The sequence below is a fragment of the Mycoplasma sp. 3398 genome (assembly GCF_053851555.1).
Genome location: NZ_JBSQAW010000004.1, coordinates 15,721 through 33,929 on the forward strand (window position 1 = coordinate 15,721; position 18,209 = coordinate 33,929).

Here is an 18,209-nt window from a genome sequence, read left to right on the forward strand (position 1 = left end):
ATTTCGGCAAAATAAAAAAACAAGGAAATTATTCCTTGTCCTTATTCTAATTAATTATTCGTAATCTATTTTATTATCATCAAATTCTTCTGATTCATTATCATCAGTCTCAAAATCTTCATTATCATAAAAATCATCAGCAAAGTCATTAACAAAGCCTTTATCGCTAAGACCTTCTTCATCATATTCTTGTGTCAAAGTATCTAAATCAATCATATTTTCATCGCCTAATTCAATATCGTCTTGTTCTTCATTTTCATCAAAATTTGTAAAGTATTTAATCGATGGTTTAATATCGTATTTAGAATGTTCTTCAAATGAATATAATGCAGTTCCTGAAGGGATTTTCTTTCCAACAATAATATTTTCTTTTAGACCACTTAAATTATCTGTTCTAGAAGAAATGGCAGCATTAACAAGAATTTTCGAAGTTTCTTGATATGAAGCGGCAGCCAAAAACGAATCAGACAACAGCGGAACTTGTTTAGCACCTTTAATAACAACACTTCCATATGCTGGAATTTTGTTTTGAGATAATAATAACGAATTTTCTTCTTGATAATCAAAGATATCAACAATAGCACCAGCAAAGAATTTTGAATCTCCAGGATCACTAATAACAATTTTAGACATCATTTGTCTAATAATAATTTCAATATATTTATCACTAATAGCAATACCTTGAATACGATAAATTCTTTGAATTTCTTTTAGTAAGTAATTTTGGACTGTTCTAACATCAGTTAGCGCTAATAACTCTTTTAGAATAATTGGGCCTTCTGAAAGCTTTTGGCCGACTTTAACATCATCACCAATAGAAACTCTTAATTTCTTATTAGTATTAACTAAAATAGATCTAGTTTCAATTTGATTTTTATTATTCAGAATTTCGATATAAACAACATAATCGTTATCAGATTTTTCAAGTTTTTCAATATCAACTACAATACCTTGATATGGCGAAATTGTTGCTGGTCTACCTCATGGTTGTTCATGAGCATCAATTAATTCAATTAATCTAGTAAAACCACCAGTAATATCTTCAACACCAGCAACCCCACCAGTATGGAATGTACGCATAGTTAGCTGTGTACCAGGTTCACCAATTGATTGAGCAGCTATGATACCTACTGCTTCACCAATATTAACAACACGGTTTGTTGCTAAGTCCTTACCAAAACACATTTTACATACACCATTACGAGTATTACATCCAAGGATCGATCTAATTTCAACTTCTTCAATACCAGCGTCAATAATTTTTTGTGCTATCTTATTAGTAATTAAGATGTTTCGGCTACAAATCAAATTACCTTCTTTATCATAAATTGGCTTATTTGAAAATCGACCAATTATTCTTTCTTTTAGAGATACAATAATTTGTTTTGTTTTAGTATCAATGATATTTCTAGCTAAAAATCCATATTCCGAACCACAATTTTCTTCTCTAACCACAATATTTTGAGCAACGTCAACCAATCTTCTTGTTAAATAACCTGATTTAGCAGTATTAAGTGCAGTATCAGTAAGACCTTTTCTAGCACCATGGGTTGACGAATAGAATTCAAATGCGGTTAGGCCCTCAATAAATGATGATTTAACGGGAACTTCAACGGTCGAACGAACAACCCTATCATTTTTAGCATCAGCTTTAGTGGTTTTTGTATTGTTAGCCATCAGTCCACGCATACCAGCTAATTGAACATAGTTTGAAATGTTTCCACGAGCACCTGAGTTAATCATAGTGATAACTGGGTTTTGTGGATTTTCTTTGATGATTGTTTGCAATTCTTGTTGGATTTTATCTTTGATTTCAGCTCATTTTTTAATAGTTAACGAGTATCTATCATCATCAGTTATATAACCTAATTTGTAATAGTTTTTTAATTTAGCAATATATTCATCACCTTCAGCGATATATTCTTTCTTCTTTTCAGTTTCTAAAATATCCGAGAAGGAAATAGAAATACCTGAGGTAGTTGAATAATCAAAGCCAAGTTGTTTAATATCATCAAGAATAGAAGCAACAATATTTGTATATTTAAATCAAACCTTGTCTAACAATTTAGCTTTCTCTTTAGCACTTAATGGAATATGAATTTGTCCGCGGTATCTCTCTTCATTTTCTAAATTTAATTTTTGTTTTTCTTCTAAAACAAATTCAGTCAATAAATCCGCATGTTCTCTTTCAAGATTTTGGCCCTTGTAGGTTTTTAATTTTAAAAATTCTAAAACAATATCTGAATCTTGCAAATCATTAATTTTATCAATAACGCTAGCAACTTCCGCTATGCTTATTGTTGCAACATAGTTATCAAACATGTAACGAATAATCTTGGCAATATTCTTTTTATTAAAGGCATCTAGCAATGGTAAGGTCTTAATATATTCAGGAATATTTATACCAGCTTTAACTACATATGTTTTATTAAACTCATTCTTATATTCCTCTAAATTAATTGCCTTTATTACTTTATTATCAAAGATAAAAGGAAAATCTTTTGGAAACACATTATTAAAAATAAATTTACCAACTGTTGAAATAACATAAAGTTGTTGATTAATTGTATTTTTATTAAATATTTTAGAGTTTTTTACCTCTTCAGCAGGTAATGCTACCCTTGCATGTAAAGAAACTTTTTTAGCCTCAAGGTTCCTTATCATGTGATCATAATTGTCAAAGACTCTTCCTTCGCCCTTAGCATCTTTTTGTTCAATTGTTAAATAATATAAACCCAAAATCATATCTTGTGAAGGATTAATAATAGGTTCTCCATCCTTAGGGCCTAGAATATTTTTATTGGCAAGCATCAATTCACGACTTTCCAATAATGATTGTTCCGAAATAGGCACATGAACAGCCATTTGGTCACCATCAAAATCGGCATTAAAAGGGGTACATACTAAAGGGTGTAATCTTATAGCCTTTCCTCTAACTAAAACCGGTTCAAATGCTTGAATAGACAAACGGTGAAGCGTAGGAGCACGGTTAAGAAGTACTAATTTTCCTTTAATTGCTTCAGCAACATGAGGTCAAATAATTGGATTTTGATCTTCAATTATTTTCTTAGCATTTTTAACAGTTGTTGCAACCTGTTGATCAATTAAGCGAGCAATAATTCATGGCTCAAATAATTTTGCAGCCATCTCTCTTGGAATACCACATTGATGCATCTTTAAATTTGGCCCAACAACAATAACAGAACGGCCAGAATAGTCTACACGTTTTCCAAGTAAATTCTGTCTAAAACGTCCTTTTTTACCTGTTAGTGCATCTGAAATAGATTTAAATGGACGATTGTCCTTTGATAAAACAGGGTTAGGGGTTCTTCTTTGATTATCAATTAAAGCATCGACGGCTTCTTGAACCATACGTAATTCGTTTTGCGTTACGAGTTCAGGAGCATCTTTTTCTTGTCATTCTTGTAAACGATTATTTCTAATAATAACTCTACGATATAGCTCATTTATATCACTTGTTGAGTGTCTACCACCATCCAATTGAATTAATGGTCTAAGATCAGCCGGAATAACTGGTAAATTGTAAATTAGCATATTTGTTGGCGATTGTTTTGATTCAATAAACGCGTTAATAACTTGCAATCTTTTATATAATTTTTCCCTATTTTGTTTAGTAGTAGTTGCAAACTTTTCGGGATTTTTAGATTCTTGTAAATTGAGCTGATTAATTTGCTCTGTTACATAAGCTTTTTCAGCGACTAGATCTAAATTCTTCAATAGATACTCAATAGCTCTTGCCCCAGTCATAATTTTTGCGTCTGAGTAATGTTGGATGATATCATTTAATTCATAAAAGTCAATTCCATATTCTTGACCGATTTTTGAAGTGGCTTTTTCAACCAATTGCTCAATTGTTTCTGAAATTTCATCATAAGCTTCTTTATGATCTGGATTTTTTGGATCAAATCGTGTTAATAATTCATCCAATGCTTCTTTATATATAACAGCAGCATCATTGATTTCGATTATTAAGTTTTTAGGTAATGATTTAAGTCCACCATCTTCTACAACAATATGATTTTTATAATAAATAAGATTTTCAAGTTCCTCTCTTCTAACTGTTTCAGATGAATTTTGACTCGAAATTCTTAAACCTAATAATTTATAAATAATTGAATGGTCAACCTTAAAAAACCAAAAATGAACAACAGGGCTATTTAACTTAATATGCCCCATATGATTTCTACGTGCTATTTTAGGCAAGATTTGAACATTTTCTTTACGGCACAAATCAGTTCTTGTACAATATGAACCTTCATTTATTTTCTTATATTTATAACCACAAGTAGGACAACGATAATCTATCATTGGTCCAAAAATAATTTCATCAAACAAACCACCACGTTCAGGTTTATATGATTTATAGTTAATAGTTTCTGGTTTTGTAACTTCCCCATGCGATCAAGATTCAACATCCTCAGGAGTAGCTAATGATAAAGAAATTTTTCTAATTTTTGATTCATCTAATAAATCGAATTTTGCATTATTTTTCATTATTCTGCTCCCCCATCTCAATCTTGTTGATATTTAGTATCAATTCTTTCATATTCAAGCTCATTTTCTTCTCGTGAATCATCATGAGTTTCAAGTTTGATGCACAAACCTCTTAGTTCATATGCCAAAACATTAAACGACTCAGGCATACCTGGCTTTGGCAACTTTGTTTTTCTTGCGAGCGAGTTATAAAGCTGATTACGTCCATTAATATTATCTGACTTATATGTTAATAGTTCTTGTAATAAATTTGCTGCACCATATGATTCAATGGCTCATGTTTCCATTTCCCCAAATCTTTGCCCACCATTTTGCGACTTACCACCAAGCGGTTGTTGCGTAATTAATGAATATGGTCCAACTGAACGAGCATGCATTTTATCATCAACCATATGATATAGTTTTAAATAGTACATTATCCCAACCGATATTGGTTGATCAAATGGTTCACCAGTGCGACCATCATACACAACAGATTTACCTGATGGATTAATTTTTGCTTCTTCAAGAATTTCTTTAATTTGATTATGAGTAATTCCATCAAACGTTGGAGTAACAAATTTTGTATTTAATTTTTGCGCAGCTAAACCAAGGTGCAATTCTAGAACTTGTCCAATATTCATCCGTGATGGAACACCTTGAGGGTTAAGAACAATATCCAGTGGAGTACCATCTTCTAAATAAGGCATTTCCTCAACTGGTAAAACAACGGAAACAACGCCTTTATTACCGTGACGACCTGCCATCTTGTCCCCAACTTTAATTTTTCTCTTTTGGGCAATTGAGACTTTAACAATCTTTTCAATACCGTCTTCTAGAACATCGCCAAATTCACGACTCAAAACATCAACAGCAACAACTGTACCATTATGACCATGTTTAACTTTTAGTGATGTATCCTTTTTTGAAGCAGTCTTTTGTCCAAAGATAGCTCCCATCAGTTTTTCCTCAGGAGTTGGGTTTTCTTCACCTTTTGGCGATGTTCTACCAACCAAAATATCACCTGCAGAAACTTCAGAACCGACTCTAACGATACCATTATCATCTAAGAAACGCTTTGAGTGGTTTGAAACATTAGGAATATCAGTTGTTAAAATATCTTCACCGGCTTTTGAATGTCTAAATTGAATAGTTTGTTCTTCAATGTGAATCGAAGTATAGACATCATCCTTAACTAGTCTTTCTGATAAAACAACAGCATCCTCATAATTAAAACCATGTCATGTTGTGAAACCGACCAAAACATTCTTGCCTAATGCCATTTCACCATTTTTCATTGATGGACCATCAACTAGTAAATCTCCAGTTTTAACACTTTGACCTACCTTAACTAATGGAACCTGATGAATTAAGGTACCTTGATTAGATCTCTCGAAAGTTCTTAAATGGTATTCATCTTTCTTATTACTTTCATCTCTCTTAATGATGATAACGTTAGCATCAACATAAGATACCACACCATCATATTTAGCAATAATGTTTGTTGAGGAATATTTAGCAATATCAGCTTCAACACCAGTTGCAACTAATGGAGCTTCAGGGAATAATACAGGTACAGCTTGACGTTGCATATTAGAACCCATTAATGCCCGGTTAGCGTCATCGTTTTCTAAAAAAGGAATAGCAGAAGCAGCAATCGAGGTCATTTGACGGTTTGAAACCCCAACAAAATTAACTTCATTAGCTGGGACTTCAAGATATTCATTATCACGACGAACCATTACCATTTTATCCACAATTATATCATTTTCAATATTGACGGTTGATTGCGCAAATGTATACCCAGCTTCTTCGATGGCTGTTAAATAGTGCGGACTTGAAAAATCTACCTTTTTGTTTTCAACCTTAAAATATGGCGATTTAATAAATCCGTATTTATCAATGTCTGCGAATGATGCAAGATTAAGAATAAGTCCAATATTCGGCCCCTCAGGAGTTTCGATTGGGCAGATTCTTCCATAATGGGTAGGGTGAACATCACGAACCTCAAATTGGGCGGTATCACGGTTTAGACCTCTTGGCCCCAGCGAGGTAATACGACGTTTGTTCGAAATTTCGGCTAGCGGATTACATTGGTCCATAAATTGTGAAAGTTTTGATGTATTGAAAAATGATTTAAACTGGTTAAATATTGGTTTATTATTTGTTACATTCTTTGGCGTAATCTTTGATGTTTCCTTGGTTGAAATTCTTTCACGAGTATTTTTTTCTAATTTAATTAGACCGATTCTAAATTGATTTTGCAAAAGCTCACCAATAGTAACAATTCTTTTATTTACTAATGAGTCAGGATCATCATCGACACCAATATTAAACAATAAATTAAAATAGTATGATATTGTTGCAATTAAATCAGGAATTAGTAAAAAGTTTTCAGTTGAATTAGGATCATTACCTAACACTTGAACTTTATTAATGTCATTTATCATGTCATTTTCTGTAGGATAAACTCATACCCTCGGAACAGATAAACGCAAAGCAAGTTTTTCATTTCCAGGCATATCCAATTGATTACCATATACTGAAGGATCAACATCAGGTAATTTTCACAAGGGAAGAATGCCTAATCTAAATTCCTCCGCAATCTTTCTTGCTATTTCTCAAGTAATTAACAAACCTTTTTCATACTTAACTTCGCCATCCATATTAATGATATGCTCAGCTAAATAGGTGTTTACTAATCTTTCGGCGATATTTAACTTACGGTTCAAAGTAAAACGACCAGTTTCAGTTAAACTGTATCTTTTTTCATTAAAAATAGTTGATGGAATTAAATTACGGGCCGATTCGGCGGTCATTCTATCACCCTTTCTAATTAAGCGATATATTGTTTCCTGGGCATCCCTTGTAATTTCCTCATCAGTATTACCTAATGTTTTATCTTTTCGTAAAGTTTCATTTAATTCTGGAATATCACCAAACATTTTCTTAATACCTTTTTCAGTAAAACCAAGTGCTTTCAAAAAGGTAGATAATAGGAATGATTTATTTTTATCGATATGCACCTTAACGGTGTCCGGGTTAGATGAAGTAGTTTTGTGGTATATTTCAACTCATGAACCGACTTGAGGAATAATTTCAACTTTATTAAACAAGTCATTAGCCTGTTTATTTCTTACATTAACTCCAAAGTAAGCACCAGTTGAACGAATTAATTGAGAGACAATAACCTTTTCTGAACCATTAATGACAAATGAGCCTCCATATGTCATAATAGGAATTTCAGCAAAAACAACTTCAGCAGGTGTAACTTCACCTGTTTCTTCATTAACTTGCTTTAATTTAGCCTTTAACTTACCTTGATATGAAGAACCTTTTTGTTTTGCCTCTTTAATACACTCAAATTCAGTTTTATTAGGATATTCAAAAGTAGCAGAATTTTCAATATACTCAATTCTTACTTTTCCGCGTGATTCAATTGGATATATGTTTCTCAATTCCTCTTCAACACCTTTGGTTAAAAATTGTTCAACAGAGTCTCTTTGCATTTTTAAGAAATCAGGAGTATCGAATTTCTTTTGACTAATTGAATAATCTCTACGTTCGGTAACCGGTCCAAATTTTCTTAAAACATATTCTGGTTTTTTGTTCATATCTAACCTCATTTTTTGTTTAAATTTACTAAAATATACTCAAAGTATTTACAACAGTTTACACATACGCATGTATGCGCATTATTTATATTATATAAAAAACACAAAAACGGCTTTTTAAGCCAGTTTTTTATGTTATCTTTATTAGTCTAAAACTACTTCAGCCTTAACTTCAGCTAATTTAGCCTTTAATTCTTCTGCTTCTTCCTTCTTAACATTTTCTTTTAATAAGGCAGGTGCTGACTCAACCAATTTCTTAGCATCCATTAAACCTAAACCTAGTAAATCCTTAACTGCCTTAATAACAGCAAGTTTATTTCCACCGTCTGATTTTAATGTAACATTAAATGTTGTTTTTTCTTCAACAACTTCAGCAGAAGCTGGAGCAGCGGCAGCAACAACAGCACTAGGATCAATTCCAAATTCTTCTTTTAGTCCTTCTACAAGTTCCATAACTTCTTTAATATTCATTTCTTTCAATGCTGAAACGAATTCTTCTTTTGTTAATTTAGCCATATTTTTCTCCTTAAAATTTTATTTTATATTTTGATTATTAAGTTTTACATTTCCTTTTGTTTAACTAACTCGTTTAGACCAATTGCAAGATTTCTAATTGGTGCAAGCAATGAGTTTCCAAGAATCATAAGTGATTCTTCATATGAAGGAAGTTTTGAAATTTCTTCAAGATTTTTTGCATCAACAACTTTGTTTTCATAAATACCAGCGACCAATTGTAAGGCAGGGTATTCTTTTTTGAATTTAGCTAATGCTTTTAGTGTGATTAAGTCATCTTCATTAGCAAAAATAAATATATTTTGGCCAACAAGATAATCATTTAATGTTTTGTGTTCTGTCGATAATAAGGCTTGTTTAACTAAACGATTTTTATAAACTTTTATTAAAACGCCATACTTAGCCAATTCTCTACGAATTGCTTGCAACGAACTAACATCTAAAGTTTTATACATAGCAACATATAAAGCCTTAGACTGATTTAGGTTTTTAGAAATTTCATCAACTACTAAGACCTTAGCATCCCTTAATGCGCTCATTTCTCCTCCTATTTTAAATTATGTTTTTGCAATATCAATAGTCAAGCATACTCGGTAACTTATTAAGCTTAAGCGTTTGCCGTTACTGTCTTCATATATTGCAAAAGCATTATACCATAGAAAAAATAAAAATTTAATATCATTATCATAATTTTCCATTATTTAATGTGTTTTATAGTATACAATAATTTTGACTCATTTTCTATTTTTGATTATTTAAATAGGAGTCAAAACAAAATTCAAGCATTTTTTGATGTTTGACTCTTCCATTTTTTCAATCTATTTGTAGCAAACAAAAAAATTGGAATGGAAACTTTTTTACAAAATACAAGAATTTTATTATGACAGGTAAAAATGCAGCAATTGCATCTTTTATAATATCTATTTTAGGTGCACTTTTTTTAACAATATCGTTAGTTATGTTTTTGTTTTTAGCTTTGGTTAACATAAAATCTAATTCTAATGAAAAAATATTTGATATTTTACCTTTTTTACCTTTGGGACCAGCGTTGATATCAAATATTATAGGTTTAGTATTTTATTTTATAGCTATGGTTAAAACACGTTTATCAGCAGCTAGAATATTAATGATAATCGGGTTATTTCTTCCACTTTTAGGATTAATAGGTTTAATTATTGCTATGACTGAACAAACAAATTTTAATAAAGCAAAAATTTATATAAATAATGGAAAATATTGTAGTATATGTGGACGATTGTTACAAAAAAACAATCAAACAATACAAAATCCGCAAATCAACACTCAATAAGAGGCCACTATTATTAGAGAAGTAATACATGTTAGTGGTAATGATGCAAATCTAGAATAAAACAAAAATTAAAATAAACCTTAATACGCAAAGTATTAAGGGGAAAAATGGAAAACTCAAATGTGAAAAAATTTCATTTTTTCATTTTTCAGATTTTCTTAAGTTTTTGAGCAAAAAATAAAAAGTGTAAAATTAACCATTATTTTCAAGCAAAACACACTTTTTATTTTTTTATATACAATTTTTTACAATTTCTAAAATTTCATTATAAGTTTCTTCATTGCTCTTATTAATAGCGGGGTTAATAAATCTTTCTTCAATTATTTTCGCGTTTCTTAACTTAGTTAACTTATTACAGTCTTTTAAAAAAACAATTAACTTAGTATTGGTTATTTTTCAATAAAACCTTGTTGATGATAGAATTCATTAATTTCAAATATTGTAAAATAAAACAATTAATGCAATGAAATTTAGTAAAAAATGCCCTCGAATATGTTTTTCAGTTCGGATAAATATCGGTCAGGTTTTTAGTGATTATTTCAAAGTTTTGAGGTTTTCTTCAATTTGATATTGTTTGCGATAAACTAAAACAATTTCTTCAAGTTTAAGATCTTTTCTTGATGTTTCATAAACAAAGTAACCATCAAATTTTTCATCTTCTTCGATTTTGTCTAGATCAAGAATAAAACTCATTTTTCAACTCTTTATTTAAGAAAATATCTAACAAAGATGCTTTTATTGCAGATCCTTAACACTATACAAATTCAAAAAAAGAAATGAGTTTATTATCCCATATGATATTTTACTTACTTATAAGTCTATAGGAAGTCATTTAGGTCAAAATCTAAGTGTCATAAACCTAAGAAAAAACTGCTGGCAAAATAATGCGTGAACAACCTAAAGAAATTAATGATTGATTAACTTTGAATGACTATGAAATGGATATAGTCTATAGAAATATAAAATCAAAGAAAGTCATATTAACTTTGATAAATCGCTTAACAAAAAATCTTATGCAATCATATCAAGACTCAATGCTAGAGCAATAAAAAGAGCTATCGAAAAATTGGCTGCTAGATTTAACTTTAAGATTAACACTTTATTAATAGATAACAGATCTGAAAACTATATGTTGGACAAGATAAAGAGTATCAAACAAATTTTTCACACAAATGCATTTGCTTCATCTCAAAAGGGTTCGATTGAGAATATGCATAAACTTATATTCTAAAAGAAAAAATTATTCGACTGATACAGCAATGATGAAACCTGATCCATGATGGACAAAATTAATAACGTTGTTCGGCATAATATTAAGCAATTTCCATTTCTGATGTCGGTTAATGCAGCTCAAAATTTCTTTCAAAATAATTAAAAGTTTAATGAATGAAATTGTATGTTAGATTAGTTATCCATGCAAACAAAAAAGCAATTAGATATATGCAACTCTCAAATCCTTAGATATTAAAAATCAATGCAAATTGATTATTTTGTTATTGATTTTAATTAAAAATTCGCGTTTTTTTAGGAATGCTTTTGCATTTTTTTACATAAAATTATTCTAATAAAATTTAGTGAAGATGCACTTTTTCGTTTTATATTTAACAAATAATGTATATAATTAGGTGCATTAGGTATTTAAAATGAAAAATAAATTTAGTGAAAAAAGTTTTTTCTTATATGGTATTAATTTTATAGTTGGTTTTGGTTTTATAACAACAATCACAGGAATAATTGCTCAAGGTATATGAGGTATGTTGGTTTTTGCACTAACATCATTCATCAGTTTTAGTGTTATTTTAGCATTTGCGCGTGGAGCTCAAGCATTTGGTAATGAGGCCGGCGGTTCATATGTTTATGCCAAAAAGGCTTCGGCAAATAAATTTTGAGTCTTTTTTAATGGCTGGAATCAATTCTCACAGATACCGCTTTTTTCAGCCACGACAATTTTATTTTTTTCAACATTGCTATCAGAATTTGATAAATCACATCAATTAATCTATCAAATTGTTTCTCTTGTATTCTTTCTTTCTTTGACATTAATTGCAACGTTTGGAATAAAAACATCTAAATGATTTATTTTATTTTCCGCATCAGTAAAATGAATAACGATAATATTAGGTGTATCTTTAGGTATTTATTTATCCTTTAGTTCACTCGATTTTGCTAATAACATCTTGACAAATAGCAAAGTTTCAGTCTCAATAATTACTATAAATGTATTGAATTTTATTTATGCATTTGGTGGTGCAGAAGGTCTTGCAGGAATAAGCGCTAACGTAGAAACAAAACGCTTTAAAAAGATATTATTACTAATTTTTGCTGCTGTACTTGCAATTTACTTTACTTTATATCTCTTACTGTTAGGACTGCAAAAAGGATTTATTGGTGAATCCACTTCATTTTCAAAATTCTTTCAATCGTTATGAGGTTTAGCTGGACTTATAATTTTTATGATAGGTACACTATTCAATAGAATTTCAAGCACTCTTTCGGCAAACATATACTATTCAAGAATTGTTGCTCCTTTAGCTCATGATGGATTCTTACCTTCAAAACTAGGCAAGAAAAACAAGCATGGGGAATATAGAAACGCATTATTATTTGCAACAGGTTTTAGTGTTATATCAATGATTATTTTTACAGCAATACCATATGCATTAGGTATAAAAGATCAATTTAGTTTTATCCTTAATGCTGGTAACGTGGTTTTCTTAATGCAGTACCTTTTAGTAATAATTTCGATTTTAGTTATTGCATTCAAACATAGAACATTTAGGCTTACTTGATGAGAAACTACAATATTTATTTTGTCTATTATTTTAATAATCTTTATATTAGTAGTTAATTTTATTCCTCCGATTGTAGGTGATGAATACACAAAAGGAACTATATTTTTAGCACCTAGTTATCTAGGTGTAATGTTGATTGGCTTTGTCATTTGAGGAATATATTCAGCAGTAAAACGACGTAAAAAGAAAAATATTTCAAAAACTTATGAGCTCAAAATATAGCTATATTATCAACTCAAATTTAGCATCAGATATTAGTCTCGATTTTTTGCCTAAATACTCATTTTTTAATGTAATATGACAATAAAATTCTTGCTTTGTAGGCAAGAATTTTATTATTATTTGTTGTGAAATTATTTAAGTTCTACCGCGGCACCAGCTTCACCTAATTTTTCTTTTAGTTCTTCAGCTTCATTCATCGAAACACCTTCTTTAACAATGGCAAGTTTTTTTAGCGTTGTCTAAAGGTAATAACAACATTAACTGTTGATTTGGTTTCGGTAGGTTCAGCAGCAGGAGTAGCAGCAACTGCGGCAGCTGCGGGGTACATACAAAATTCTTCTTTTATTGCTTCAACTAATTCCTTAACTTCTTTGATTGACATTTCTTTAAGTGCAGAAATGAATGTGTCTTTTTCTAATTTAGCCATTAATATTTTTTTTCTTCCGATGTTAAATTAAATTAATTTGCTTTCTTTTTCACTACATAGTTTTAAAGAAAGAGATAGTTGTTGTAGAGGCAAGATAAGTGAACAAGCAAGAATACAAAGTGCTTCTTTATAGTTTGAAAAAGCAGCAACTTCAGCAACACCTTTAGCGTCAATCACTTTACCTCCAAAAACACCAGCTTTAAGCACTAACAATTTATTTTCTTTTGCAAATTTGACAATACTTTAGCAGCCGATAATTCATCTTCATTACTAAATGCATAAATGTTTAGACCAGCGAGCAATTCACCTAATGATTCAAATTCAGTATTAGCTAATCCATATTTGAAAATTCTATTTTTGTAAGCTACCAATTCAACTCCTGCTTTTTTATTAGCTTCAACACGTAAATTAGTTAATTCTTGAACTGTCAAACCACGATATTCAGCAACAACAAGTGCTTTAGCATCAACTTTTTTTAGCAATCTCTTTACTTTGTTCTTTTTTCATTAATTTAAAATTAGATTCTTTTTACATGGATTTCCCCCTTTAAATATTATTGCAACACAAAAAATGATTTCAGGATATCAATAAGATATACACTTGGTAACAAATTAAGTTTTTTACAGTTACTGTCCTTATGCATTGCGTAAGGAATTGCGACTTATATTTAAGTAAATATGTGTAATGTTTTGTGAATATTAGGTGCTTTTTTCAATAAAGTAAATAAGCTTTTTTAATTAAAATACTAAAAGATATTAAAAATTATTCATAAATTGGCTTTAAAAACTAATAAATTCATAGCACACATAGAATAAAATTTTTTTAAAAAAAATCAAACCACCTAGCGTGATTTAATGTTTTTTTATTGAATAATTTATGAATATTCTAGATTAAATTTTTTTGTCAATCTTTTATATAAGGAACAGAGTATTTTTTGCATTGTTGTATAACTTTTTTATCTCAATAATCAAGACTCTTGTTTCAATCGTTAAATCATAATTGAAGCGGAATCATCATGCCATTGTTAGGCAATGTTGTTTGAGCCATTACAATAATGTAATGCAAAAATAAATGCTCATCAAACGATATTAAAATTGATTTACCAATTTTATAATATTGCTTCATTTCTGGTGCTTTTGAAAATATTGCACCACTTATTTTTATTTCATCAATATGGTGTCTGCAAAAATTTCATTGACCAATCTCATTTTTGGAATTTTTACGATGCTTACTAATAACTATGTTCATGTATGAACCAACAATTGCACCATCTTGCACTAATTTTTCAATTATTTCATAATAGATTTTTACTCATTTATTTCTTTTTATTGTCTTTTCTTCTCAATCTTTTGCAAAAAAATTGTTTTTTTGATATTCAACAGTTGGAAAAGTATTTTTATCTGCAAAACCTATAAGTAGTTGCAATAAATGATTTAGTCCATCTTTATTATTCATAATTATTTTTCCTTATTTTATACTTAATGAGTGTTGTTGCTTTGAGTGCAATTAAAATTGCAATTCATTTTCTTGGTTTTTATGTTTATATTAGGCTAAATATTTTGACTTTATGCAGTATAGCAAAACCAAAATACAATTAATGATAAATTCCATCATCATTTTGATTTTTTCACAAGATAAACCAATCAAAAAAAGATGAATCACAGCACTAATTAAATGTTAAATAACACATAAATATGAAGCAAAATATTGACTTGATTTTGTTTGTTAATTTTTATATTTATTTAGTTAGCAAAAATTTATAAAATGCAATTCAACCATCTAATAATTTTTCATATGCATCATCAGAAGTATGACTTTAGTTAAGTATTTCCTTTATGTTCTAAATATTCTGTGCTGTAAATATGATCAATATATAGTATCGCCTAAAAATGATTTTGTTTTCAATTGTAATTTATCAATACTCTCCCATCATTGTAGGAATCATATGCTACATATATGTAACTACCATCTCTATATACATATTTACCGTTTTCGAACTTTTTTTGTTTTTGATCATAGAAATAAAGGGATTTTTTAATTATTAAATTTAAATTCAGAAGGTATTTCACTCAATCCGTTTTTAAATAGATTGGTTTTAAAATCCGGGGTTGAATAGATTTTTTCTAGCGCTTCACGATATGAATTTTGTTGTTCTTTACCACCACCATAAATTAGATCATATTGTGGAAGATTATATTTGCCATATAAACCATCATAGTTATAACCTTCAGATCTAAAAGCAACCGATAGGCCGACACGTGCCAAAGTATTTGATGCATAAAATATTGAAACTAGCTCATTATGTTGATTTCGAATTGAAGTTCCAGAAGAACCACCAATCGGTGCATATCTACGTGGAATATAAGCTAAGCCCATATTTACATATCTTTTACCATTAACATAGTAAAAATCTTCGCCAATTTTTGGAGCCGCTATAAATGTATCTAAAACACCGGGTTTATCAATAAACGAACGATAACCAATTTGGTAAGAAAGAAAACTTCCTCGATCAAGTTTTTCTTTTGGATATGAAGAAGGTGTACCATCTTCGCCATTAGTTATTTTTGCATCATAATATTCATATTCGCTATTAATTCACAAGCTAAAACTATTGTTTTTTCTTTTAGTTTGATCATCATCAATGTATTTCTTCAAATAATAATCTTCACGTGATGAAGGCCACCCTACAGCATACAAGAAATCTATATCTTGAGGTAATTTAGATTTTAGAGGAAAATCAATTTTTGAATAATCATTTAAGTATGATTTTTGTTTAAATTTAACTTGTTTATCAGCGTGATTAGCATAATCATTAGTAATTTCTTTTGCTAAATTTTGTGCAAAATCATTGCTACCGACTTTTGGATATCTTTGAGTTACATCTTGGTCATTTGAAGTTGCATAATATTTATTAATCTTAGTAAAATCAATTTCTAAAACAGCAAAATCAACAAATTCTTCCACATCACCATATTTTTTCTTTTGACGCTCAGATAAGAAATCAGATGGATGAGATCTTAAATAGTCAGTTCCATCAAAAACCTTTCTAATTGCACTAGGATCTTCAAACGAAAAGCGAGTAATATTATCATCTAATTCAGAAATACGCAAACTTTGTCCAACCTGTAATTTATTGTCAATCTTAGCTATTGAAAAACTTGTCAAATTATCAGTCAATGCCCTTGCAACGTGAGAATTAGTTCCTAAATATCATTTTGTTGGATAACCATTACTATCAAGTTGGTAATCAAGAATTCAAGTGGTTCCATTTTCGCCAATTACATGTTTTTTTGATTGTGCTTTTAGTTTTAAATCAAGAATAGCTGCTTGTTGCTTTTGGATTTCGATTTCACGAGTTCTTTTTTGATATTCCGCAATAGCGTCATCATATTTTTTTAGTTCAGTTTCTTTTTCTTTTTGAAGACTTTCAGTTAAATGAACATCGGTGTTCTTAGCAATTTTGTCATCTAATTCTTTTGTTAGAGCTTCTTTTTGTTCTTTTAATTCAGCAACCTTTTTGTCAATTAATTTTCTAAATTCTGATTCATTATTAGGATCTTGCCAATGTTTAATAGCTAATTCAATTTTTGCTATTTCATCTTTAAAATCATTAGCTCTTGTTAAAGCAATTGTAAAAGTCTGTTTGGCTATATCAAGATATTTTTGATTAACAATTTTTCTTGCTAAGCCATTAGTTTTAAAGGGATCATTTTTACCTAGTGTATCAACTCATGAAGGTTGTTTTCCTAATTCTGAAGGCTCAAATAGTTCAATTCCATCGACTTCACCATTTGCTTTATATGAAGGCAAGCTAAAACCTTTATATGCGGCATTTTCATAAGAATCTTGACCTAACGTTTTTGCTTTTTCATCATATTTTTTAATTTGTTCGCTAGTTGCCTTAGTATTTTCTCTTAATTTAGTTCAATCATCAATACCAGCAGAAAAAGCCAAATATTGCTTTAGCGAACCAACGTATTTATCATTATCATATTTAAAACGCTCTTTTTGGTTTAAACTAACATATTTTGAAACTTCATTATCTTCTGGATTTGAATCAATTTTGTTATTCGGTTTATCACCATTTGAATCGCTATTAAATGGTGAAGTTTTTAAACCTGATAATTCAAATATATGATTTTTTCTTGTTAATGTTGCTTTATTTTTAAAAACAACATTAAATTTAGCTTTTCCGGTAGTATTAGCGTCATCTTCTAAAATAATACCTTCAATTGATATGTTGATTTTATTATTTAGATTTACATCCTTAAAATTAATTTTTATATTGGAAACATTCTTTTGTAGCTCACTAGCAAATAGCTGTGACTTTGTATTGCCTGTTAAAAAGTTACTAAAAATAAGTTCAAAATTATCTTCAATATTTGCATTAACAATTAATTTGTTAAAATCATCATTAAATTCATTATCCGAATATTTTATGCTTGTGTCTGGTGTCTCACTAGACTGATTTTTCTTAATGTTTTCCTTAATATTTGCAATTTCGCTTTTTATGGCATTAATGGCTTGATCTGCCTTATTTTTAGCCTTACGCAAATCAAATACGCCACTGCTTTCATTAGTTAGAATATCATTAATTTCTTTTTGAACTTTTATTCCTTCAGTATAAGCGCTCGATTGTTTAGCATCACTACGGGTATCTTTTAATTCTCTTAAAGATGTCTCTAATTCGGTTAATTGTTTTTTAATGTTGTCTTTTAGCGATGTTATGTCATCCTGACATGATATCAATGCAAATGTTGGAGAAAAAAGTAACGGCATTCCAAAAAACGCAGTAATAATTGCCTTGTTTCTTTTTGTTAATTTCATAATTTTAAGAT

Annotated in this window: 13 protein-coding genes and 1 pseudogene; 3 read left to right on the top strand and 11 right to left on the bottom strand. The window is 29.7% G+C overall.

From position 1 onward, the window contains the following. Positions 1-54: 54 nt before the first annotated feature. From ACWXVK_RS01825 to rplJ (ACWXVK_RS01840), 4 genes are all read right to left on the bottom strand, one after another. Entirely contained in the window at positions 55-4,515 is a 4,461-nt protein-coding gene (locus ACWXVK_RS01825) for a DNA-directed RNA polymerase subunit beta' (RefSeq protein WP_438340304.1), read from the bottom strand. After that, the gene (gene rpoB, locus ACWXVK_RS01830) at positions 4,515-8,108 is read right to left on the bottom strand and encodes a DNA-directed RNA polymerase subunit beta (protein WP_438340305.1); all 3,594 of its coding nucleotides are present in this window, start codon (positions 8,106-8,108) and stop codon (positions 4,515-4,517) included. The genes ACWXVK_RS01825 and rpoB overlap by 1 nt, the downstream gene beginning before the upstream one ends. A gap of 144 nt (positions 8,109-8,252) precedes the next feature. Beyond that, the gene (rplL, locus tag ACWXVK_RS01835) at positions 8,253-8,624 is read right to left on the bottom strand and encodes a 50S ribosomal protein L7/L12 (protein WP_438340306.1); all 372 of its coding nucleotides are present in this window, start codon (positions 8,622-8,624) and stop codon (positions 8,253-8,255) included. A gap of 44 nt (positions 8,625-8,668) precedes the next feature. Then, positions 8,669-9,160, bottom strand: a complete 492-nt coding sequence (gene rplJ, locus ACWXVK_RS01840; RefSeq protein ID WP_438340307.1) for a 50S ribosomal protein L10 — start codon at positions 9,158-9,160, stop codon at positions 8,669-8,671. A gap of 341 nt (positions 9,161-9,501) precedes the next feature. Here rplJ (ACWXVK_RS01840) and ACWXVK_RS01845 point away from each other — a divergent pair, with 341 nt between their 5' ends. Further along, the gene (locus ACWXVK_RS01845) at positions 9,502-9,930 is read left to right on the top strand and encodes a hypothetical protein (RefSeq protein ID WP_456017069.1); all 429 of its coding nucleotides are present in this window, start codon (positions 9,502-9,504) and stop codon (positions 9,928-9,930) included. Between the two features lie 534 nt (positions 9,931-10,464). On the opposite strand, the gene ACWXVK_RS01850 is transcribed toward ACWXVK_RS01845, so the two are convergent. Continuing rightward, positions 10,465-10,623, bottom strand: a complete 159-nt coding sequence (locus tag ACWXVK_RS01850; RefSeq protein ID WP_444704774.1) for a hypothetical protein — start codon at positions 10,621-10,623, stop codon at positions 10,465-10,467. A 191-nt stretch (positions 10,624-10,814) separates the two neighbouring features. Between ACWXVK_RS01850 and ACWXVK_RS01855 the strand changes: the two genes are divergently transcribed. Together ACWXVK_RS01855 and ACWXVK_RS01860 are read left to right on the top strand one after the other, a co-directional pair. Next, positions 10,815-10,979, top strand: a complete 165-nt coding sequence (locus tag ACWXVK_RS01855; protein WP_455994698.1) for a hypothetical protein — start codon at positions 10,815-10,817, stop codon at positions 10,977-10,979. A 594-nt stretch (positions 10,980-11,573) separates the two neighbouring features. After that, positions 11,574-12,944 (top strand): amino acid permease, encoded by a 1,371-nt coding sequence (locus ACWXVK_RS01860; protein WP_438340311.1) that lies wholly within the window; start codon positions 11,574-11,576, stop codon positions 12,942-12,944. Between the two features lie 131 nt (positions 12,945-13,075). On the opposite strand, the gene ACWXVK_RS01865 is transcribed toward ACWXVK_RS01860, so the two are convergent. The 6 genes and pseudogenes from ACWXVK_RS01865 to mip form a co-directional block, all read right to left on the bottom strand. Beyond that, the gene (locus tag ACWXVK_RS01865) at positions 13,076-13,141 is read right to left on the bottom strand and encodes a hypothetical protein (RefSeq protein WP_456017086.1); all 66 of its coding nucleotides are present in this window, start codon (positions 13,139-13,141) and stop codon (positions 13,076-13,078) included. A gap of 32 nt (positions 13,142-13,173) precedes the next feature. Then, on the bottom strand, positions 13,174-13,371 hold the full coding sequence (locus ACWXVK_RS01870; RefSeq protein ID WP_456017070.1) for a hypothetical protein: 198 nt from the start codon (positions 13,369-13,371) through the stop codon (positions 13,174-13,176). Between the two features lie 27 nt (positions 13,372-13,398). Next, positions 13,399-13,548, bottom strand: coding sequence for a hypothetical protein (locus ACWXVK_RS01875; RefSeq protein ID WP_456017071.1), 150 nt, complete (start codon positions 13,546-13,548; stop codon positions 13,399-13,401). Between the two features lie 29 nt (positions 13,549-13,577). Then, positions 13,578-13,859, bottom strand: a pseudogene (gene rplJ, locus ACWXVK_RS01880) (50S ribosomal protein L10); the annotation flags it as partial. A 397-nt stretch (positions 13,860-14,256) separates the two neighbouring features. Beyond that, positions 14,257-14,826 carry a hypothetical protein gene (locus tag ACWXVK_RS01885; protein ID WP_456017072.1) on the bottom strand — a complete coding sequence of 190 codons (570 nt, stop codon included), beginning with the start codon at positions 14,824-14,826 and terminating at the stop codon, positions 14,257-14,259. Positions 14,827-15,405: 579 nt separating this feature from the next. After that, positions 15,406-18,198 (bottom strand): Ig-specific serine endopeptidase MIP, encoded by a 2,793-nt coding sequence (gene mip / locus ACWXVK_RS01890; protein ID WP_456017074.1) that lies wholly within the window; start codon positions 18,196-18,198, stop codon positions 15,406-15,408. Positions 18,199-18,209 lie beyond the last annotated feature (11 nt).